The sequence below is a fragment of the Streptomyces sp. NRRL S-37 genome (assembly GCF_000721605.1).
In the GTDB taxonomy this organism is placed as follows: domain Bacteria; phylum Actinomycetota; class Actinomycetes; order Streptomycetales; family Streptomycetaceae; genus Streptomyces.
In genome coordinates this window covers 97,955-119,130 of sequence record NZ_JOIZ01000005.1, presented here as the reverse complement: position 1 = coordinate 119,130, position 21,176 = coordinate 97,955, and the positions used below count along the sequence as shown (strand labels likewise).

The following is a 21,176-nucleotide window of genomic DNA, read 5'->3' as shown; positions in this document are numbered from 1 at the left end:
GGGCCGCTCCTACGGTCATCGGCGTCGTACTTCGTACGTCATATATGAGACGCGATACGCGAGATCCGATACGCGAGATCCGACGCGACATCCGAGAGGCGCGCATGACCTCTGTGCCCACGCCGATCCCCTCCCGCACGCAGTACGTGCTGGAGGAGATCAAACGCCGCATCCTCACCGGCCGGTTCACACCGGGCCAGGCCCTGGTCGAGACCGACCTCGCCGCACAGTTCGGGGTGTCCAAGACCCCGGTGCGCGAGGCGCTCAAGACCCTGGCCGGCACCGGTCTGGTCGTGATGAGCCAGTACAAGGGCGTCACGGTGCGCATGGTCGACGCGGACATGGCACGCGAGGTCTACGACGTGCGGCTGCTCCTGGAACCCGAGGCGCTCAGGCGCGCCGTGCGCCGCGGCGCCTCCCTGGACGCCGCACGTGACGCGCTGACCCGCGCCGACGAGGCCGGCGACACCGCCGAACGGTCGCTCGCCAACCGCGCGTTCCACCGTGCCCTCTACGTGCCCTGCGGCAACCCGCTGCTCGGCCGGATGCTCGACGAGGTCCGCGACCAGGCCGCCCTCGTCTCGGCCGTCGCCTGGGCCGCCGACCCCTCCTGGGAACAGGAGGCGAGCGAGCACCGCGAGATCCTGCGGCTCGCGCTCGACGGGGACGCGGACGGCGCGGCGCGCGCCCTGCACTCGCACATCGCGTCGTTCGTGCGACGGGCCTTCCCCGAGGTCGAAGCGGACTTCGAGGCGGCCCCGGAAGCCCAGAAAGAGGACGGTCAGGCATGACAACGACGTTCGAGACCCAGCGGGCGGCCCTGGCCGGCGTGGTGGCGATCCCGGTGACCCCGTTCGCCGAGGACGGCTCCGTCGACCCGGACACCTACCGGACCCTGCTGCGTCGTCTCCTCGACGGTGGCATCACGACCCTCACCCCCAACGGCAACACCGGCGAGTTCTACGCCCTCACCCCCGACGAGCGCCGGCTGGTCACCGAGCTGACCGTCGAGGAGGCCGGCGACCGCTCGGTGATCCTGGTCGGCGTGGGCCACGACGTGCCCACCGCCGTCGCCTCCGCGCGGCACGCCCGGGAACTCGGCGCGCAGATGGTGATGGTGCACCAGCCCGTCCACCCCTACGTCTCGCAGAGCGGCTGGGTCGACTACCACCGCGCGATCGCCGAGGCCGTGCCCGAGCTCGGCGTCGTCCCCTACCTCCGCAACGCCCAGCTCACCGGCGCCCGGCTCGCCGAACTCGCCGACGCCTGCCCCAACGTGATCGGTGTGAAGTACGCCGTGCCGGACGCGGCGAAGTTCGCCGCCTTCGCCCGCGACGCGGGCCTGGAGCGGTTCGTGTGGGTGGCGGGGCTGGCCGAGCCGTACGCCCCCTCCTACTTCTCGGCCGGCGCCACCGGCTTCACCTCGGGCCTGGTCAACGTCGCCCCGTCCGTCTCGCTGAACATGCTCGAGGCGCTGCGCTCCGGCGACTACCCGACCGCCATGAAGGTGTGGGAGCAGATCCGCCGCTTCGAGGAACTGCGCGCCGCCAACGGCTCCGCCAACAACGTCACCGTCGTCAAGGAGGCCCTCGCCTCCCTCGGCCTGTGCCGCCGCGAGGTCCGCCCGCCGAGCAGGCCGCTGCCGGAGAGCGAGCGCGCCGAGGTCGCCGCCATCGCCGCGGGGTGGTCGATATGAGCACCGGGAAGTCCCCCGAGCAGCTCCGCAGCCACCAGTGGTACGGCACCGACGGCCTGCGCTCCTTCAGTCACCGCGCCCGCACCCGCCAGCTCGGCTACCTCCCCGAGGAGCACCTGGGCAAGCCGGTCATCGCGATCCTGAACACCTGGTCCGACATCAACCCCTGCCACGTCCACCTGCGTGATCGCGCGCAGGCCGTCAAGCGGGGCGTGTGGCAGGCGGGCGGCTTCCCCCTGGAGTTCCCGGTCTCCACCCTCAGCGAGACCTTCCAGAAGCCGACCCCCATGCTCTACCGCAACCTCCTCGCCATGGAGACCGAGGAGCTGCTGCGCTCCTACCCGGTCGACGGGGCCGTGCTGATGGGCGGCTGCGACAAGTCCACGCCCGCCCTGCTGATGGGCGCCGCCAGCGCCGACCTGCCGGCCGTGTTCGTGCCCGCCGGGCCCATGCTGCCCGGGCACTGGCGCAACGAGGTCCTCGGTTCCGGCACCGACATGTGGAAGTACTGGGACGACAAGCGGGCCGGCCTCATCGGCGACTGCGAGATGCAGGAACTGGAGAGCGGCCTGGCCCGCTCGCCCGGCCACTGCATGACCATGGGTACGGCGTCCACGCTGACCGCCGCCGCCGAGGCCCTCGGCGTCACCGTCCCGGGCGCGTCCAGCATCCCGGCCGTCGACTCCGGGCACGACCGGATGGCCGCCAGGGCGGGGATGACCATCGTCGACCTGGTCCACAAGGACCGCAAACTGAGCGACATCCTCACCGCGGACGCCTTCGAGGACGCGGTGACGACCGTCCTCGGACTCGGCGGCTCCACCAACGCCGTCATCCACCTGATCGCCATGGCCGGACGCGCGGGCGTCAGGCTCACCCTCGACGACTTCGACCGCATCGCCCGCACCGTCCCGGTGCTGGCCAACGTGCGGCCCGGCGGACAGACGTACCTGATGGAGGACTTCCACTTCGCGGGCGGACTGCCCGGGTTCCTCTCCCGGATCCCGGACCTGCTCCACCTGGACCGTCCCACCGTCTGCCACGACACCCTGCGCGAACAGATCGCCGGCGCGCGGGTGCACGACGACGACGTCATCCGGCCCCGCGACAACCCGGTCGCGGACGAGGGCGGGGTCGCCGTACTGCGCGGCAACCTCTGCCCGGACGGCGCCGTCATCAAGCACATCGCCGCCGAACCGCACCTGCTGAAGCACACCGGCACCGCCGTCGTCTTCGACGACTACAAGCAGATGCAGCGCACCATCAACGACCCGGCGCTGAACATCACCGCCGACAGCGTGCTGGTGCTGCGGGGCGCCGGACCCAAGGGCGGCCCCGGCATGCCCGAGTACGGGATGCTGCCCCTGCCCGACCACCTGCTCAAGCAGGGCGTACGCGACATGGTGCGGATCTCCGACGCCCGGATGAGCGGGACGAGTTACGGCACGTGCGTCCTGCACGTCGCCCCCGAGTCGCACGTCGGCGGACCGCTCGCCCTGGTGCGCACCGGGGACTCGATCACCCTCGACGTCGAGAACCGCCTCCTCCGGCTCGACGTCGACGACGAGGAGCTTCAGCGCCGCCGCGAGCAGTGGACGCCACCGCCCGTGCGCTACGAACGCGGCTACGGCGCGCTCTACAACGAGCAGATCACGCAGGCCGACACCGGCTGCGACTTCGAGTTCCTCGCCCGCCCGGGCACGGTCCAGGACCCGTACGCCGGCTGACCGGCCGCGGGTCCAGGCCCCCGCACACCTGTGAAGAAAGCGCTTCCCCCCCCGCACACGCGCCACACAGCACGACGTACCGAGAAACGGAGAACAGTCATGGCCCATGCCGCAGCCGTGGCGAAACCGCCCAGGCCACCCCGGCGGCGCCGTGCCTCCGCCACGCCCCGCAGGCTCCCGTACCTGCTGATCGGGCCGGCCGCCCTGCTCATGCTGGGTTTCATCGCCTACCCGGTCATCAGCGTCTTCTACTACAGCCTGCAGAACTACAACCCCACCAAGCCCTGGCGGAACGGTTACGCGGGCTTCGACAACTTCACCCGCATCTTCACCGACGACCCCCTGTTCTGGGACACCCTCGTCTTCAGCGCCAAGTGGGTCTTCGTCGAGGTCGGACTGCAGCTGCTGTTCGGCCTGGCCCTCGCCCTCATCGTCAACCAGACCTTCGTCGGCCGCGCCCTGGGCCGCGCCATGGTCTTCTCGCCGTGGGCCGTCTCCGGCGTGCTGACCTCCGCGATCTGGGTGCTGCTCTACAACTCCCAGACCGGCATCACCCGTTACCTCGCGGACATGGGCATCGGCGACTACGGCGTGAGCTGGCTGTCGGACACCTCCACCGTCTTCCCGGCGGTGGTCGTCGCCGACCTGTGGCGCGGTGTCCCCTTCTTCGCGATCCTCATCCTCGCCGACCTCCAGTCCGTCTCGAAGGACCTCTACGAGGCCGCCGAGGTCGACGGCGCCAGCCGCCTCAAGCAGTTCTGGCACATCACGCTGCCGCACCTGAAGGACGCCATCATCCTGTCCACGCTGCTGCGCGCGGTGTGGGAGTTCAACAACGTCGACCTGCTCTACACGCTGACCGGCGGCGGACCCGCGGGCGAGACCACGACACTGCCGCTGTACATCGCCAACACCTCGGTGGACGCCCACAACTTCGGCTACGCGTCGGCCCTGACCACGGTCGCGTTCCTCATCCTGCTCTTCTGCTCGATGGTCTACCTGCGGCTGAGCAAGTTCGGAGGCGAGAAGTGATCACCAAGGAGGCCACCGTGGCCGCCCCCGCCCCCACGCGCACCGCCCCCGCGCCGCCGCGCCCGGACAAGAAGCGCCGGGCCTGGGACGAGGCCCCCCGCTGGCAGATCTACCTGCCGCTGGGCATCTACCTCGTCTTCACCCTCATCCCCTTCTACTGGATCCTGCTCTTCGCGCTCCGCCCGGCCGGCTCCACCTCGCTGGTCCCCTGGCCGATGACCTTCGTCCACTTCGAGAAGGTCTGGACGGACCGCAGCTTCGGCACCTTCTTCTACAACAGCGTGCTGGTCGGCGTCGCCACCCTGATCATGACGACGCTGGTCGCCCTGGCCGGCGGCTACGCCCTCGCCCGGTTCGACTTCAAGATCAAGCGGGGCTTCATGCTCGCCCTGCTCTGCTCCCAGTTCGTGCCCGGCGCGCTGCTGCTGGTCCCGCTGTTCGAGATCTTCGCCGAACTGCAGATGATCAACTCGCTCGGCAGCGTCATCATCGCCGAGACGGTCTTCCAGCTCCCCCTGTCGATCATCCTGATCAGCAACTTCATCAAGAACGTGCCGTACTCCCTGGAGGAGGCCGCCTGGGTCGACGGCTGCAACCGGTTCAAGGCCTTCCGGGTGGTCGTCCTGCCACTGCTGCGGCCCGGCCTGATCGCCGTCGGCTCCTTCGCCTTCGTCCACTCCTGGAACCACTTCCTGTTCGCCCTGATGTTCCTCAACAACCAGGAGAAGCAGACCATCCCGGTCGGCCTCAACACCCTGATGAGCGCGGACAGCGTCGACCTCGGCGCGCTCGCCGCGGGCGGCATCATCGCGGCCGTCCCCGTCGTGATCGTCTTCGCCTTCATCCAGAAGTGGCTGATCACCGGGTTCAGCGCGGGGGCGGTGAAGGGATGACCGCACCCCGGACCACGCCCCGGACCGTGCCCGGCACCCCGCTGCCCGTCGTCCTCGCCGGTGCCCGCGGCCACGGCCGCTGGCACGTGGCGAACATCCGCCGCCTCGAAGCGGAAGGACTCGTCCGGCTCGCCGGGATCTGCGAGCTCACCCCGCTCACCGAGGACGAGTTCGGCGGTGAACTCCCCGAGCAGTCCGCCGACTTCGGCGCGCTGCTGGAGTCCACCGGCGCCCGGATCGCGGTGATCTGCACCCCGATCCCGACCCACACCGACCTCGCCCTCGCGGCGGCCGGGCGGGGCGTGCACATCCTGCTGGAGAAGCCGCCCGCGCCGTCGTACGCCGAGTACCGCCGGATGGCCGACGGGGTCGCCGCGGCCGGGGTCGCCTGCCAGATCGGCTTCCAGTCGCTGGGCTCGCACGCCGTGCCCGCGATCCGCGAGCTGATCGACGGGGGCGCCGTCGGCCGGGTGGTGGGGATCGGCGGAGCCGGTGCCTGGGTGCGGCCCGAGGAGTACTTCCGTAGGGCGCCCTGGGCGGGCCGGCGCCGGCTGAACGGCGTCGACGTCGTCGACGGGGCGCTGACCAACCCGCTCGCCCACGCCGTCGCCACCGCCCTCGCGCTCGCCGGCAGCACCCGCGCCGAGGACGTCGCCGGCATCGAGACCGAGCTGCTGCGCGCCAACGACATCGAGTCCGACGACACCTCCTGCGTGAGGATCACCACCACGCGGGGCGGTTCGGTCACCGTCGCCGCGACCCTGTGCGCCGAGCGGGCCGACGAACCGTACGTCGTGGTGCACGGCACCGGCGGACGCATCACCTTCTGGTACAAGCAGGACCGCGTCCTGCTCCAGCGCGCCGGCCACGGCCCCGAGGAGACGCGGTTCGACCGCACCGACCTGCTGGAGAACCTCGTCGCCCACCTCACCGACGGCACCCCCCTGCTGGTCACCCCGGACGAGACCGGCGCCTTCATGCAGGTTGTCGAGGCGATCCGTCAGGCCCCCGACCCGGCCCCGCTGCCCGACGGGGCCTGGCACCGCGTCCCCGGCGAGAACCGCCGGGTCGTGCCCGGCGTCGACGGCCTCGTCGCGGCCGCCGCCGACACCCTGTCCCTCTACTCCGAGCTGGGCGCCCCCTGGGCCCCGCCCGCCCACCACCTGCCGAAAGAGGTGAGCACCCGATGACCGGAAACGACTCCGTGGTGCTGCGCGTCGCGGGCCGGCCCGTCGGCCGGTACGTCACCCGGCCCGAACTGCCGGCCCGGCTCTCCCCGCGGCCGTACCTGCACCCCGTCACCACCCTGGCCGGCACGGCGGTCACCGAACTGAGCCCCGCCGACCACACCCACCACCTCGGCGTCGGTGTCGCCGTTCCCGACGTCGAGGGGTTCAACTTCTGGGGCGGACGCACCTACGTCCGCGACCAGGGGCCGACCGAGCTGGACAACCACGGCTCCCAGCGGCACACCGCCTACCAGCTGCGCGACCCCGACGGGTTCGTCGAGGAGCTGCGCTGGATGGCCGCGCCGGGCGAACTGCTGCGCGAGCGCCGCACGGTCGCCGCCACCGAACTCACCGACACCGCCTGGGCGCTGGACTTCACCTTCTCCCTCACCAACGTCACCAGTGCGCCGCTCTCCGTCGGCAGCCCCGCCACCAACGGCCGCCCCGGAGCCGCGTACGGCGGCTTCTTCTGGCGGGCCCGCAAGGAGGAGACGGCACCGGACGTCTTCACCGCCCACACCGAGGGCGAGGGCGAGGCGCACGGACGGCCGGCCGACTGGATCGCGCTCGCCGGATCCACCTGGACGCTCGTCTTCGCGGGGGCCACCGAACAGACCCGGCGGGACCCCTGGTTCGTGCGCACCGCCGAGTACCCGGGCGTCGGCTCCTCCCTCGCCCACACCGACCGGCTGCCGCTGCCGCCCGGCGAGACCGTGGTCCGCCGGATCGTCACCGTCGTCGCCGACGGCCGCCTCGACCGGAGCGCGGCCGCGGCCCTGGTCCGCAAGGCGGTGAGCCCGTGACCGCCGAGCAGACCGATCTCACCTACCGCAACCCGGTCCTGAACGCCGACTGGTCCGACCCGGACGTGATCCGCGTCGGCGACGACTTCTACCTGACCGCCTCCAGCTTCGGCCGCGCCCCCGGACTGCCCCTGCTGCACTCCCGCGACCTGGTCAACTGGACCCTCGTCGGCCACGCCCTCGAACGCCTGGAACCTGAGAGCGAGTTCACGACCCCCCGGCACGACTGCGGGGTCTGGGCCCCCTCCCTGCGCCACCACGACGACCGGTTCTGGATCTTCTGGGGCGACCCCGACCAGGGCGTCTTCCAGGTCAACGCCCCCGAGATCCGCGGCCCGTGGACCCGCCCGCACCTGGTCAAGGCCGGCAAGGGCCTGATCGACCCGTGCCCCCTGTGGGACGACGAGACCGGCGAGGCCTACCTCGTGCACGCCTGGGCCAAGTCCCGCTCCGGCGTCAAGAACCGCCTCACCGGCCACCGGATGCACCCCCACGGCACCGAACTCCTCGACGAGGGAAAGGTGATCGTCGACGGCGACCGCATCCCCGGCTGGTTCACCCTGGAAGGCCCCAAGCTCTACAAGCACGACGGCTGGTTCTGGATCCTCGCCCCCGCCGGGGGAGTGGAGACCGGCTGGCAGGGCGCCTTCCGCTCCCGTACGTTCTTCGGCCCGTACGAGGAGAAGGTCGTCCTGGAACAGAAGGACACCGACGTCAACGGCCCCCACCAGGGCGGCTGGGTGCGCACCCCGTCCGGCGAGGACTGGTTCCTGCACTTCCAGCAGCGCGGCCCGTACGGCCGTGTCGTGCACCTTCAGCCGATGAGCTGGAATCCGGAAGGCTGGCCGGTGCTCGGGGACGACGGCGCCCCCGTCGCCGTGCACCGCCGCCCGGACCTGCCGCCGCAGCCGCCCGCCGCGCCGGCCACCGACGACGACTTCCCCGGCGGACGGTTCGGCCGCCAGTGGACGTGGACCGCCAACCCGAAGGAGGGCTGGGCCACCCAGCACTCCGCCGACGGGCTGCGGCTGACCTGCGTCCGCTCCGCCGACGCGCACGACCTGCGCCGGCTGCCCCACGTCCTGACCCAGCGGCTGCCCGGCGACCCGTGCACCGTCGAGGTGGAGCTGCGGCTCGACGGCGAGGAACCCGGGGCATGCGCCGGGCTCGCGGTCCTCGGGGACGCCTACCGCTGGATCGGGCTCCAGCGAGGCGCGGACGGCACGGTGCACGTGGTGCACCGGTTCGCCGAGACGGTCGCGGACCGGGAACGCGACGCCGACCACCCGAGGCCCGCTCCCGGCGGCCGGGCCCGCCTCCGGGTCGAGATCGGCGCCGGGGCCCGCTGCCGCTTCTCCTGCGACACCGGGGACGGCTTCCGCCCCTCCGGCCAGGTCTTCGCCGCCACCCCCTGGCGCTGGGTCGGAGCCCTGCTCGGCCTGGTCGCCGTGGCGCCCACCGGCCAGGGACACGCCGGCACCGCCACGTTCACCCGGTTCAGGATCAGCGCCCCGGCGCACGGCTGAACACCGCCGGACGGTCCTGACAGACCCCCCACAACTTCACAGTCCGTTGGATCCAGAAGAAGAGAGCCGACCAATGAAGATCAGCATTCTCAGAAACAGCACCGGCAGGCGCCGGACCTCCACCGCCGTCGCCCTGGGGGCCGTACTCGCCCTGACCGCCACCGCCTGCGGCGACGACGGCAGCGGCGGCGGGGGCGGGGCCGAGGGCGACGGCAAGGGCAAGATCGTCTTCTGGGACAACAACGGCGGTGTCCGCACCGAGATCTGGAAGGAGATCATCGCCGACTTCGAGAAGGCGAACCCGGACATCGACGTCCAGTACGTCGGCATCGCCTCCACCGAGTACCAGTCCAAGGTCGACACCGCCATCCAGGGCGGCGGCCTGCCGGACGTCGGCGGCGTCAGCGCCTCGATGCTCGCGGGCTTCGCCGCCCAGGGCGCGCTCGACACACTGGACTTCCGGCTGGCCAAGTCGCCGCTGAACGGCAAGCTCAACAAGGACATGATCGAGTCGCTGCGGGCCGCCGGCGGCGGGGACGACAAGCTGTACTCGATCCCGACCTCGGCGAACAACGGCGTGCTGTACTACCGCACCGACCTGTTCGAGAAGGCGGGGCTGGAGGAGCCGACCACCTGGGACCGGTTCTACGAGGCCGCCGAGAAGCTGACGAACAAGGGCAAGAACGAGTTCGGCTACACCATCCGCGGCGGCGCCGGCTCCATCGCCCAGGCCCTGGACGCGATGTACGGGCAGTCCGGCATCACCTCGTTCTGGGACGCCTCCGGCAAGAAGACCACGGTCAACGACCCGAAGAACGTCGAGGCCCTGGAGAAGTACGCGGGCCTGTTCAAGAAGGTCACCCCCGCGGCCGACCTGAACAACGACTTCACCAAGATGGTCGCGCAGTGGGACTCCGGCACGATCGGCATGCTGAACCACAACCTCGGTTCGTACCAGGACCACGTCAAGGCGCTCACCGCCGAGAAGTTCCGTGGCATTCCGCAGCCGATCGGACCCGGCGGCAAGCGGGTCCAGGTCTCCAACCCGGTCGACGGTGTCGGCATGTTCAAGACCTCCAAGAACAAGGAGGCCGCCTGGAAGTTCATCGAGTTCGCCACGTCGGCGCAGTCGAGCTCGAAGTTCAACGAGTCGGCCGGCCAGGTGCCGGCGCACACGGACGCGGCCAAGGACGAGTGGATCGGCAAGGCGGAGCCCACGAAGCTGGCGGCCGAGGCGCTGAACGACGGTTCCACCACCATCGTCCAGCTGCCGTACTACCTGCCGGACTGGAACACGATCTCCAAGGCCGACAACGAGCCGAACTTCCAGAAGGTCCTGCTCGGGGACATGAGCGCGAAGGACTTCCTGGACACGATGGCCGAGCAGCTCAACGAGGCGCAGGCCGAGTGGCAGGAGCAGCGGGGCTGACGTCAGGTCCTTCTCGCCGTGGGACGGCCCGGTCCGCTTCGGGCCGCGGACCGTCCCCGGCCGGCCGCGGCCCGAAGCGGACCGGGCCGCGTCCCAGGTGAGTCCGTCCGTTCCCAGTCGAAAGGGTCACCGGCGTGTCGCTCAGCCGCAGACAGGTCACTTCCGCCGCCGTCGCCTCCGTTCCCCTGGCGTTCGCCGCGACCGGCACCGCCCGTGCCGGCGGACGCCGTCACCGCACCCTCTACATCGCCGGTGACTCCACCGCCGCCCAGAAGTACGCCGACGCCGCGCCGGAGACCGGGTGGGGGATGGCGCTGCCGTTCCTGCTGCACCGGCATCTCACGGTCGCCAACCACGCCGTGAACGGGCGGAGTTCCAAGAGCTTCGCCGACGAGGGGCGGCTCGAGGCGATCCTCTCCTCGATCCGGCCCGGTGACCTCCTCCTCGTCCAGTTCGCGCACAACGACGAGAAGTCCGCCGATCCCACCCGCTACACCGAGCCCTGGTCGACGTACCAGGAGTACCTGCGGAGGTACGTCGAGGGGGCGCGGGCCCGCGGGGCGCGGCCCGTGCTGGCCACCGCCGTGGAGCGGCGGCGGTTCGACGGGGACGGGCGTGCCGTGCCGAGTCACGGGGAGTACCCGGCGGCGATGCGGGCGCTGGCCGCCGAGGAGCGGGTCGCGCTGCTCGACGTCCAGGCCCTGTCGCTGGCGCTGTGGCAGGAGCTCGGGGCCGAGGAGACCAAGAGGTACTTCAACTGGACGGCGGCCGAGCAGGACAACACGCACTTCAACCCGCCGGGCGCGATCGCCGTGGCACGGCTGGTCGCCCGGGAGCTGCTGCGCACCCGGGTGCTCGCGCCGCACGACGTGCGCCGGCTGGACGACGAGATCCCCCAGGAGTGGATCACCTGGCCGGAGGCCGTCGCGTAACACCCCCTGGACCACGAGAAGGAGAGCCGCACCATGAGCACATCTGGATGGCATGGGCATGCCACGCTGAGAGCCGCGTCGCTGGCCGGCTGCACCGCCCTCGTGCTGGCCCTGACCGGCACCGGCGCCCAGGCCCACTCCCCGTCGCACCACCACCGTGACCCCGCCCGGCAGACCCTGGGCGCGGGCGACGGCTGGGCCTCCTACGGCACCGGCACCACCGGGGGCGCCGGCGCCGGCCGCGCACACGTCCACACCGTGCGCACCTGGGCCGAGTTCAAGGCGGCCCTGGCGGACGGCGGGGACGCCCCGAGGATCATCAAGGTGAAGGGGACCATCGACGCGGTCTCCGAGGGCTGCGAGGCGTTCGCCGCGCCCGGCTACGACTTCGACGCCTACCTGGAGGCGTACGCGCCGGAGACCTGGGGCCTGGAGCAGGACCTGAGCGCCGAGCCCGACGACAGCCCGGAGGGCCTGCGCCGGGCCTCCGCCGCCGCCCAGGACACGGCGATCAAGGTGAACGTCCCCTCCGACACCACGATCATCGGGGTCGGCCGGAACGCCGGCATCAAGGGCGCCAGCCTCCAGATCAAGGACGTGGACAACGTCATCGTCCGCAACCTCACCCTCGAGAGTCCGGTCGACTGCTTCCCCCAGTGGGACCCGACCGACGGCGACCGGGGCAACTGGAACTCCGAGTACGACACCGCCGTCGTCCACGGCTCCACCCACGTCTGGCTGGACCACAACACCTTCACCGACGGCGAGCACCCCGACAGCGAGGCCCCCACCTACTTCGGCATGCTGTACCAGCAGCACGACGGCGAGCTGGACATCGTCAAGGGCGCCAACTACGTCACCGCCTCCTGGAACGTCTTCACCGAGCACGACAAGACGATCCTCATCGGCAACAGCGACAGCGAGTCCACCGCCGTCGGCGACCGGGGCAAGCTGAAGGCGACCTTCCACCACAACCTGTTCTCCGGCCTGGTCGAACGCGCGCCGCGCGTCCGCTTCGGCCAGGTCGACGTGTACAACAACCACTTCGTGGCCACCGAGGGCTACTCCTACAGCTTCGGCATCGGCAAGGAGTCCCAGCTCGTCGCCGAGCACAACGCCTTCACCCTGGCGAAGGGCATCAGCCCGGCGAAGATCCTCAAGAAGTGGAGCGAGGCACCGCTCACCGCCGCCCACAACGTGGTCAACGGCAAGCGCACGGACCTGATCGCCGTGCACAACGCGGAGATCCCGGCCGAGACCCTCCGGTCCGGCGCCGGCTGGACGCCCACCCTGCGCACCGCCGTCCACCCGGCCCGCGCCGTCCCGTTCCTGGTCGGGCACGGAGCGGGCGCCGGCCGCCTCCGCTGACACCTCCCTCCCGGCAGCCGGGCCGGTGCGGCCCGCCCCCACTGCGGCCCGCACCGGCCCGGCCCCGTCCCCCAAGGAGCACCCGCATGCCCTCACCCCTGTCCCGAAGGACCTTCCTGCTCGCCGGCGCCACGGCCTCCGCCGCGCTCACCCTCTCCGCCGCCCCGGCCCACGCGGGCCACCGGCCCCGCCGCCCGTTCGGCCGGTACGGCTCACCGTCCGCCCGCCTCACCCCCGGCACCCTGTACGTCCACCCGCGCGGCGCCGGTGACTTCACCTCCGTCCAGGCCGCCGTCACCGCCGCCACCGGCACCGGACGCACCCTCGTCATCGCTCCGGGCACCTACCGCGAGACGGTCTCCGTCGATGCCGACCGCACCGGCATGACCTGGCTCGGCGCCTCCGAGGACCCCCGCGACGTGGTGATCGTCCACGACAACGCGGCCGGCACCCCCAAGCCCGACGGCTCCGGCACCCACGGCACCTCCGGCTCCGCCACCACCACCGTGCGCCCCGACGGCTTCACCGCCCGCTGGATCACCTTCGCCAACGACTGGCTGCGCACCGACCTCCCCGGCACCAGCGGCACCCAGGCCGTCGCCCTCAAGGTGCAGGGCGACCGCAGCGCCTTCACCCACTGCCGGTTCCTCGGCCACCAGGACACCCTGTACGCCGACACCCTCTCCCTCGACACCTTCGCCCGCCAGTACTTCGCCCACTGCTACGCCGAGGGCGACGTCGACTTCGTCTTCGGCCGGGCCACCGCCGTCTTCGACCACTGCCACTTCCGCACCCTGGTCCGCCCCGACCTCACGGCACCGCCGTACGGCTTCGTCTTCGCGCCCTCCACCGCCGGCGCCAACCCGCGCGGCTACCTGGTCACCCGGAGCAGGATCAGCAGCGAGGCCCCCGACGGCTCCTACAAGCTGGCCCGCCCCTGGGTGCCCAGCTCCGACCCCACCGCCCGCCCCATGCTCACCGTGCGCGAGACCCACCTCGGCGCGGGCATCGACGCCGTCGAGCCCTACGCCGACATGCGGGACGCGTACCCCTGGCAGGACCAGCGCTTCGCCGAGTACCGCAACACCGGCCCCGGCGCGGTCGTCACCGTGCCCGAAAACCGGCCCCGGCTCACCCGCGCGGAGGCCGCCTCGCACACCCGGGAGGCGTACCTCGGCGACTGGCGGCCCTATGACCGGCACCGGTGACCTGCCCGCCTTCCACACGGCGCTCAAGGACGAGCTGACCTTCCCGCTCGCCTGGGGCACCTCACCGGTCCGGGACTTCGACGCGTGGCGGCGCACGGCCCGCGCGGTGGTCGAGGAGCACCTCCTCGTCGGCCGGCAGGACGGGACGCCGTACGCCCCGGAGTTCACCGCCCGCTCGGACGGCGACGGGTACACGCGGGAGCTGGTCACCCTCTCCCTCACCCGCTACGGACGGGTCCGCGGCGCCCTGCTCACCCCGCGGGGCGCCGGCCCGTTCCCGGCGGTGCTGCTGCTGCACGACCACGGGTCCCGGTTCGACATCGGCAAGGAGAAGGGCGTCCGGCCCTGGTACGACGACACCCGCCTCGCCTCCGCCGAGGAGTGGGCCGGCCGCTACTTCGGCGGGCGCTTCGTCGGGGACGAACTGGCCCGGCGGGGGTACGTGGTGTTCTGCGCGGACGCCCTCGGCTGGGGCGACCGCGAGCCGCTCGCCTACGAGCGGCAGCAGGCCCTGGCGAGCACCCTCTTCCACCTCGGCGGCTCCCTGGCCGGCCTGCTGGCCCGGGAGGACGTGCGCGCCGCCGGCTTCCTGGCCGGTCTCGACCGGGTGGACGCCCGGCGGATCACGGCCCTCGGCTTCTCCATGGGCGGCTACCGCGCCTGGCAGACGGCCGCCCTCAGCGACGACGTCGCCGCCGCCGCGAGCGTGTGCTGGATGACCGGGCTCAAGGAGATGATGGTGCCCGGCAACAACACCCTGCGCGGGCAGTCCGCGTTCCACACGCTCCACCCGGGGCTCGCCCGGCACCTCGACCTCCCCGACGTGGCGAGCGTCGCCGCGCCGAAGCCGATGCTGTTCTTCCACGGCGGGCTCGACACCCTGTTCCCCGCCGACGGGGTGCGCGTCGCGTACGACAAGCTGCGGTCCGTGTGGCGCGCGTGCGGTGCCGGGGAGCGGCTGCGGCTGAAGACGTGGCCGGGGCGCGGCCACGTCTTCGACGCCGGGATGCAGGACGAGGTCTTCGCCTGGCTGGAGTCGGTCAGCGGCGCACCGGCCTGACCGACTCCAGGGTCGGCACCACCGGCTCGATCGTGCCGTCGGCGGCGAACTCCAGCCGGTCGACGGTGGTCTCCCGGTGCGTGCCGGCCCCGCCGGACCTGCCGGGGCCGTTCAGCGCGAACCGGTGGTAGACGATGTACCAGTCGTCGGTGCCGGGGGTGTTGACCACGGAGTGGTGACCGGTGCCGAGGATGCCGTACTCGGGGCGCTTGGACAGGATCGTGCCGCGCTTCGTCCACGGGCCGAGCGGGGACGGGCCGGTCGCGTAGGCCACGTGGTAGTCCTCGCTGCGGGTGTCGTCCTCGGACCACTTGACTTCCTTCCCCTCCTTAAGGAGGGGAAGTTCTACGGCTCGCGCCGTAGGGGTTTCTGCTTCATCGCCGACCGCCCGCCCGGAGTTCTCCGTTGAGGTCTTACACCAGCTCCACAGACAGACGCCGTCAGCCCGACGGCCAGGATGTTCTTCGCCGCGTTCACGTCCCGGTCATGGGTCGTCCCGCAGTCACACGTCCACTCACGGACGTTCAGCGGCATCCTGTCCTGCAAGGTGCCGCAGACGGAGCACAGCCTGGAGGAGGGAAACCAGCGGTCGATCGCGATCACTTCGCGGCCGTACCACTGGGCCTTGTACTCCAGCATGCTCCGGAAGTCGGCCCACGCCGCGTCGCTGATGGCGCGGGCCAGGCTGCCGTTCTTCACCATGTTCCGAACGGCGAGGTCCTCGATCACGATCGTTTGGTTCTCACGAACGAGCCGAGTGGTGAGCTTGTGCAGTAGGTCACGCCTGCGATCGGCGATGCGGGCGTGGACCCTGGCGACCTTCCGGCGGGCCTTACGGCGGTTGGCGCCCTCGCCTTTGGCTTTGCGGGCAAGCTGCCGCTGGGCCTTGGCCAGACGGGCACGGTCACGCCGCTCGTGCCGGGGGTTGGAGACCTTCTCACCGGTTGAGAGGGTCAGCAGGTGGTCGAGCCCGACGTCGATGCCGACGGCCGTACCGGTGGCCGGCAGCGGCTTCACGGTGGGGTCCTCGCACAGCAGGGACACGAACCAGCGTCCGGCCGCGTCCTGCGACACGGTCACCGTGGACGGCGACGCACCCTCGGGCAACGGACGGGACCACACGATGTCCAGCGGCTGGGCCATCTTCGCCAGGGTCAGGTTCCCGTCTTTGAACCGGAACGCGCTGGTGGTGTACTCCGCAGACTTCCGCGACTTCTTCCGCGACTTGAACCGCGGGTACTTGGCCCGCTTGCCGAAGAAGTTCGTGAACGCCGTCTGGAGGTGCCGCAGCGCCTGCTGGAGCGGGACGGAGGAGACCTCGCCCAGGTACGCGAGTTCCTCGGTCTTCTTCCAGGCCGTCAGCATCGCCGACGTCTGGTTGTAGTTCACCCGCTCCTGCCGCGCCCACGCCTCCGTGCGGGCGGCCAGGGCGAGGTTGTAGACCTTCCGCACGCATCCGAACGTGCGGGACAGCTCGGCTGCCTGCGCATCGGTCGGATGGAAGCGGTACTTGAACGCCCGCTTCACGTGAGTGGTCTTCACGGTTCACATACTAGACCATCAGTTTGTGAAGGGCTGTCGGCGGTTGTGGGTGAACGCCGGTCCGCTCTGACGGCGAACCGGCTTTCCCTGCCCTGCTCCGCAGAAGCTTCGTTTCTCCCCCGCAAGCGGGATGTGCTCCCACCCCGCTCTGAAGGACGGGGTATCCACGAAGGAGAGCATCGATGAAGTAGTACGTGCCGTCGCGCTTCACCACGAAGGAGCCCTCGCGGAAGCCGTCCGGGGTGATGTCCTTCACCCGGGAAGCGTCGAAGGACACCATGCCGTCGTCGAGCGGGACCACGTAGCCGTGCCCATTGCCCCAGTACAGGTACGACTGCCCGTCGTCGTCCGTGAACACGGCCGGGATGTGTGTCCGGTGCATTCCGCGCACACCATCATGGACTGCGCCAGGTGCGGAGCGAGAGCCAAGCACGCCCTGCCACTGTTCGAACGTACCTACACCTGCACCGCGTGCGGAGCCGTCTCCCCCAGGGACAAGAACTCCGCCCGCGTGATGCTCCTCCGGGCAGGTCTGAACCCGGCTGGTGTCGAGGACGCAAGACCTCCCGGAGCGCAGCTCCGGGAGGCAGCCTGAGCCAGGAATCCCCTCCTTTCAAGGAAGGGGAGCGGTCAGTTGTAGGTGATGTCCGAGGAGGAGAACTTGCAGTACTTCCCGTCGGCGCCGGAGCCGAGGTCCTTCGGCTCCTTGCCCGTGTTGTTGCCCTGGTAACGGGTGCACGTCTTGATCTTCTTCTTGCTGTCGCCCTGGATGCGGATCTGCGACAGCGTGGCGGTGTCACCGTAGTTGGTGTTGATGCCGACGAGCGACTTGCCGGGCGCGACGACGTCGATGTCCTTCAGCACGATCGTGCGCTTGTACTGCGTCTTGCAGTTGCCGCAGGAGCGCACCAGCTTGCCGAAGTCCTCGACCCGGAAGCCGCTCACGGTCAGCGTGCCCGCGCCGTTGAACTGCAGCACCTTGTCGTCGGCCTTCTTCGCGCCGCCGCCGATCACCTTGTACTGGGCCGACGAGGACTTCCCCTTGAAGCTGGCGGCGTCCTCGCCGACGTCCAGCCACCAGACGTTCTGCAGGGTGCAACTGCCCTTGCAGTGCACGCCGTCGGCGGCCGGGGTGCCGATGATCACGTTCTTCAGCGTGGCGCCGTCGGCCAGTTCGAAGACCGGGTCCTGGCCCTCGTCCTGGCTGTCTCCGCCGAGGGAGCCGGTGCCGTAGAACTTCTTCATGCCGCCGTCGTACGTCCCGGAGACCGGGATGGTCTTCGACACCGGCTTGCTGCCGGTGTCCGAGGGCCAGGACGAGGCGGCGCCCGCCGTGGAGAGCATCGACGTGGTGACGATCGCCGCCCCCGTGATGCCGAGCGCGGAGACTCCGGCGATCACGGCCCGCCGCCTGGTGGTCCGGCGGCGGTGGGAGACGGGCTGTTCGGGTCGTGCGGTCATGCGCGATGTCCTTGCGTGGAGAGGGTTTTTACGTCTCCTGGTCGCCGCCGCCCCGGAAAGGGTTGCCGTCCCGGACGATCTTTTTCACTCGTCCCGGTCGTCCGCCGCGTCCTCGTCGTCCCGGTCGTCCCGCGGCGCGAAGTCACCGCCGACCGCGAGCTCTCCGGAACCGGTGCCGGCCCGCGCCGTGTAGGTGTCCTCCCCGGCGTCCCGCCCGCCGCGCTCGTGGTCGTACTGCCCCGCGAAGATCCACTCGCCGGGCTCGACCGTCAGGCCGTCCTTGAGCGTCCAGACGTAGACGAGGAAGCCGTCCCGCTCGTCCACCGAGAGCTCGAAGTCGTCCTCGGGCAGCGAGCGCCAAGCGCCCGTGGAGGTCACCCCGCCGGTCTGCGCGATCCGCAGTTCCACGGTGAGCGAGGTCAGCCGCTCGGTGGTCTTCAGGGTGACGTTGCTCTGCGCCCAGAACTCGTTGCTGTGCGGGTCCACCGAGCCGTCCGACCACAGCGGCCCGTCCTCGACCCCGGCCGGAGGCTTCTCGGGGCTGCCGGACGGACGCGGCGTCCCCGCGGGCGGGGTGGCCGTGTTCCGGGGCCGCTCCGGGGGGTCCGGCGTGGGGTCCGCCGACGGCTCGGGCGGCCGGCTCGTCGCCTCCGGGGACCGCGTGGGCGTCGGTGAGGCGGCCACCTGCCGCTGCGGCGGCTTCTCGTCCCCCACCGAGGACGCGACCGCGTAGCCCCCCACCGCCAGCACCCCGGCCACCGCGGCCGTCGCGCCCGCCACCCGGACCCAGCCGAACACCGGCCGGCGCGCGGCCCGGTGCTCGGGGCGGGCCGGTCCGGCCATGCCCCGCTCCACCCGGGCCAGCATGCGCTCCCGGTCGGGCTCGTGCGCCCCGGCCGCCTCGTGCAGCCGGGCGCGCAGCTCCTCGTGCACGTCCCGCCGCATCGTCATCGGTTCCTTCCCCTGGCCCCGGTGGGGCGTTTCCGCGCGTCTCCGGCCGCTTCCCCGCCCGCGGCGGCCGCCACCGCCGCGTGCACCTGGCGCGGTACCTCCCGCGTGCCCAGCAGCCGCTGCAGTTCGGCCATCCCCTTCGAGGTCTGGCTCTTCACCGTACCCACCGAGACGCCCAGCGCCAGCGCGGTGTCCTTCTCCGACAGGTCGAAGGCGTGCCGCAGCACCACACACGCCCGCTTGCGGAACGGCAGCCGGCGCAGCGCCTCCTGCACGTCCACCACCCCCGGCACGTCGGGGTTCTCGGTCCGTTCCTCGCGCGGCGACCAGAACAGCGCGATCCGCCGCCGTTCGCGCACCGCGCTGCGGATCCGGGTCCGGGCCAGATTGGCCACCACGCCCCGGGCGTACGCCACCGGATGGTCGGCGGCACGCACCCGGTCCCAGCGGTGCCACAGCGCCAGCAGCGCGTCCGCCGCCAGATCGTCGGCGGCGTCCGCCTCACCCGTCAGCAGATGGGCCAGCCGGGACAGTTCGGCGTAGTGGCGTTCGAAGAACGCGTGGAACTCCACGGAGGCGGCGTCGTCGACGACGGTGCCCACGGGCGCCCTCCCCTCACAGCGGCGTCGGGCGCCCGACGGGCACCGGTGACAGTGTGCGTGTCATGTAGATGACACGTGAACATCCGGAGTGACCGGCGTGAGTTCCGGAGCGTAGCAGTGATCATGCACGGACTCGTGCGGAGGGTCGAACGGTGTCTGGCCGGCCGGTAACCGCATCCGTACCACGGGCCGCCCCCGGGGGGAAGGGGACGGCCCGTGGCACGGACGACCTGCCGGCCGGTGGGACCTCAGTCCCGCAGCGCCGCCTCCATCGCCGCCTTGGCGACCGGGGCCGCCAGACCGTTGCCGCTGACCTCCGAGCGGGCCGCGTCGGACTGCTCCACCACGACCGCCACGGCGACCTCCTCACCCGAGGAGTCCGACGTCGCGTACGAGGTGAACCAGGCGTACGGGGTCTTGCTGTTGTTCTCGCCGTGCTGCGCGGTGCCCGTCTTGCCGCCCACGGTGGCGCCGGAGATCCGCGCGTTCGATCCCGTGCCCTCCTCGACGACCGTCTCCATCGCCGACCGGAGCTGCTCGGCGGTCGAGGCGCTGACGATCCGCTCCGTCCCGGCCCCGTCCTCGTACTCCTCCAGCACGTCGCCGCCGCTGTCGGTGACACGGCTGACCATGTGCGGCGACACCAGCTCCCCGCCGTTGGCCAGCGCCGCCGACACCATCGCCATCTGCAGCGGTGTCGCGGTCACGTCGAACTGGCCGATCCCGGTGAGCGCGGTCTGCGACGGCTCCATGTCCGAGGGGTACACGCTGGGGTAGGCGCGCACCGGCACGTCCTGCTTCTCGTCGTTGAAGCCGAACTTCTCCGCCATCGCCCGCACCTTGTCCTGGCCCAGGGCGACGGCCATCTTCGCGAAGACGTTGTTGCAGGAGTACTGCAGCGCGACCCGGATCGAGGCGTCCGCACAGGGCGCGTCCGGGTTCTCGTTGGTCAGGTCCGTGATCGTGCCCGGCAGCGTGTACGGGTCGGGGCTGTCGGTCTCCTCGTCCACCGACCCGTACAGCCCGTCCTCCAGCGCCGCCGCCGCGACGACCAGCTTGAACGTCGAACCCGGCGGCAGCGGCTGCCGCAGCGCCCGGTTGGTGAGCGGCTTGTCCGGATCCGCGGTGAGCTTCTTCCACGCCTCGCCCGCGGTGTTGGCGTCGGTCAGCGACGCCGGGTCGTACGACGGGGTCGACACCACCGCGAGGATCCGGCCCGTCTTCGGGTCGATCGCGACGGCCGCGCCCTTCTTGTCGCCGAGCGCCTCGTACGCCGCCTTCTGCACCGCCGGGTCGATGGTCGTCACCACGGTGCCCGGCTCGGCGCGCCGGCCGGTGACGGTGTCCGTCACCGTCTTCAGCCGGGGGTCCGTGCCGTTGAGCAGGTCCTGGTAGATGCCCTCGAGCTGGGTCGGCGCGTACGCCTGCGAGGCGTAACCCGTCACCGCCGCGTACAGCGGGCCGTTCTCGTACGTGCGCTTGTACGCGAGGTCGCCTCCCTCCGTCCGCGCCGAGCCGGTGACCGACTCACCGGCCACGACGATGTTCCCGAGCGGCTCCGCGTACGTCTCGATCGCGTTGCGCCGGTTGTCATGGTCGTCCGCGAGTGCCCGGCCCTCGTAGAACTGCACCCAGGTCGCTCTGACCAGCAGGGCGAACACCAGGAGCAGGATGAGGACGGAGGCACGCCTGATCGTCTTGTTCATTCCGTCCGGAC

General features: G+C 71.3%; 18 protein-coding genes and 3 pseudogenes. 14 read left to right on the top strand and 7 right to left on the bottom strand.

Going from position 1 to position 21,176, the window contains the following annotated elements:
* Nucleotides 1-104: 104 nt before the first annotated feature.
* The 13 genes from IH50_RS0107410 (at nt 105) to IH50_RS0107350 (ending at nt 14,903) form a co-directional block, all read left to right on the top strand.
* Complete coding sequence (locus tag IH50_RS0107410) at nt 105-791, top strand: GntR family transcriptional regulator (RefSeq protein WP_030858605.1); 687 nt, start codon at nt 105-107, stop codon at nt 789-791.
* A complete protein-coding gene (locus IH50_RS0107405; RefSeq protein ID WP_030858603.1) occupies nt 788-1,696 on the top strand; it encodes a dihydrodipicolinate synthase family protein in 909 nt (302 codons plus the stop codon). The genes IH50_RS0107410 and IH50_RS0107405 overlap by 4 nt, the downstream gene beginning before the upstream one ends.
* Nucleotides 1,693-3,423 carry an L-arabinonate dehydratase gene (araD, locus tag IH50_RS0107400; RefSeq protein ID WP_030858601.1) on the top strand — a complete coding sequence of 577 codons (1,731 nt, stop codon included), beginning with the start codon at nt 1,693-1,695 and terminating at the stop codon, nt 3,421-3,423. The genes IH50_RS0107405 and araD overlap by 4 nt, the downstream gene beginning before the upstream one ends.
* Nucleotides 3,424-3,522: 99 nt before the next feature.
* A complete protein-coding gene (locus IH50_RS0107395; RefSeq protein WP_030858600.1) occupies nt 3,523-4,455 on the top strand; it encodes a carbohydrate ABC transporter permease in 933 nt (310 codons plus the stop codon).
* Nucleotides 4,452-5,348 (top strand): carbohydrate ABC transporter permease, encoded by an 897-nt coding sequence (locus IH50_RS0107390; protein ID WP_030858598.1) that lies wholly within the window; start codon nt 4,452-4,454, stop codon nt 5,346-5,348. The genes IH50_RS0107395 and IH50_RS0107390 overlap by 4 nt, the downstream gene beginning before the upstream one ends.
* Nucleotides 5,345-6,538, top strand: a complete 1,194-nt coding sequence (locus IH50_RS0107385) for a Gfo/Idh/MocA family protein (RefSeq protein ID WP_051767213.1) — start codon at nt 5,345-5,347, stop codon at nt 6,536-6,538. The genes IH50_RS0107390 and IH50_RS0107385 overlap by 4 nt, the downstream gene beginning before the upstream one ends.
* Nucleotides 6,535-7,380: a PmoA family protein gene (locus IH50_RS0107380; RefSeq protein ID WP_030858594.1), complete on the top strand. Its 846-nt coding sequence runs from the start codon at nt 6,535-6,537 to the stop codon at nt 7,378-7,380. Before IH50_RS0107385 ends, IH50_RS0107380 begins: the two co-directional genes overlap by 4 nt.
* Nucleotides 7,377-8,906, top strand: a complete 1,530-nt coding sequence (locus IH50_RS0107375) for a glycoside hydrolase 43 family protein (RefSeq protein WP_030858592.1) — start codon at nt 7,377-7,379, stop codon at nt 8,904-8,906. The genes IH50_RS0107380 and IH50_RS0107375 overlap by 4 nt, the downstream gene beginning before the upstream one ends.
* 73 nt (nt 8,907-8,979) lie before the next feature.
* On the top strand, nt 8,980-10,335 hold the full coding sequence (locus tag IH50_RS0107370) for an ABC transporter substrate-binding protein (RefSeq protein ID WP_030858590.1): 1,356 nt from the start codon (nt 8,980-8,982) through the stop codon (nt 10,333-10,335).
* Nucleotides 10,336-10,469: 134 nt separating this feature from the next.
* A complete protein-coding gene (locus tag IH50_RS0107365) occupies nt 10,470-11,267 on the top strand; it encodes a rhamnogalacturonan acetylesterase (protein ID WP_030858588.1) in 798 nt (265 codons plus the stop codon).
* A 33-nt stretch (nt 11,268-11,300) separates the two neighbouring features.
* Nucleotides 11,301-12,635: a pectate lyase family protein gene (locus IH50_RS0107360; RefSeq protein ID WP_030858586.1), complete on the top strand. Its 1,335-nt coding sequence runs from the start codon at nt 11,301-11,303 to the stop codon at nt 12,633-12,635.
* Between the two features lie 86 nt (nt 12,636-12,721).
* A complete protein-coding gene (locus IH50_RS0107355; protein ID WP_030858584.1) occupies nt 12,722-13,843 on the top strand; it encodes a pectinesterase family protein in 1,122 nt (373 codons plus the stop codon).
* Nucleotides 13,827-14,903 (top strand): dienelactone hydrolase family protein, encoded by a 1,077-nt coding sequence (locus tag IH50_RS0107350; RefSeq protein ID WP_030858582.1) that lies wholly within the window; start codon nt 13,827-13,829, stop codon nt 14,901-14,903. The genes IH50_RS0107355 and IH50_RS0107350 overlap by 17 nt, the downstream gene beginning before the upstream one ends.
* On the opposite strand, the pseudogene IH50_RS0107345 reads toward IH50_RS0107350, so the two are convergent.
* The 3 genes and pseudogenes from IH50_RS0107345 to IH50_RS39440 all read right to left on the bottom strand — a co-directional run.
* Nucleotides 14,884-15,213, bottom strand: a pseudogene (locus tag IH50_RS0107345) (family 43 glycosylhydrolase); the annotation flags it as partial. The gene IH50_RS0107350 and the pseudogene IH50_RS0107345 sit on opposite strands and share 20 nt — an antisense overlap.
* 35 nt (nt 15,214-15,248) lie before the next feature.
* Nucleotides 15,249-16,445, bottom strand: coding sequence for an RNA-guided endonuclease InsQ/TnpB family protein (locus IH50_RS0107340; RefSeq protein ID WP_030858577.1), 1,197 nt, complete (start codon nt 16,443-16,445; stop codon nt 15,249-15,251).
* A gap of 181 nt (nt 16,446-16,626) precedes the next feature.
* Nucleotides 16,627-16,809: pseudogene (locus IH50_RS39440) on the bottom strand (family 43 glycosylhydrolase); the annotation flags it as partial.
* Here IH50_RS39440 and IH50_RS39435 point away from each other — a divergent pair.
* Nucleotides 16,795-17,040: pseudogene (locus IH50_RS39435) on the top strand (zinc ribbon domain-containing protein); the annotation flags it as partial. The pseudogenes IH50_RS39440 and IH50_RS39435 overlap by 15 nt on opposite strands.
* 35 nt (nt 17,041-17,075) lie before the next feature.
* On the opposite strand, the gene IH50_RS0107330 reads toward IH50_RS39435, so the two are convergent.
* The 4 genes from IH50_RS0107330 to IH50_RS0107315 form a co-directional block, all read right to left on the bottom strand.
* The gene (locus IH50_RS0107330; RefSeq protein ID WP_030858574.1) at nt 17,076-17,906 is read right to left on the bottom strand and encodes a pectate lyase; all 831 of its coding nucleotides are present in this window, start codon (nt 17,904-17,906) and stop codon (nt 17,076-17,078) included.
* An 84-nt stretch (nt 17,907-17,990) separates the two neighbouring features.
* The gene (locus IH50_RS0107325; protein WP_030858572.1) at nt 17,991-18,857 is read right to left on the bottom strand and encodes a hypothetical protein; all 867 of its coding nucleotides are present in this window, start codon (nt 18,855-18,857) and stop codon (nt 17,991-17,993) included.
* Nucleotides 18,854-19,459, bottom strand: a complete 606-nt coding sequence (locus IH50_RS0107320) for a SigE family RNA polymerase sigma factor (protein ID WP_030858570.1) — start codon at nt 19,457-19,459, stop codon at nt 18,854-18,856. The genes IH50_RS0107325 and IH50_RS0107320 overlap by 4 nt, the downstream gene beginning before the upstream one ends.
* 248 nt (nt 19,460-19,707) lie before the next feature.
* On the bottom strand, nt 19,708-21,165 hold the full coding sequence (locus IH50_RS0107315) for a peptidoglycan D,D-transpeptidase FtsI family protein (protein ID WP_030858568.1): 1,458 nt from the start codon (nt 21,163-21,165) through the stop codon (nt 19,708-19,710).
* Between the last annotated feature and the right edge of the window lie 11 nt (nt 21,166-21,176).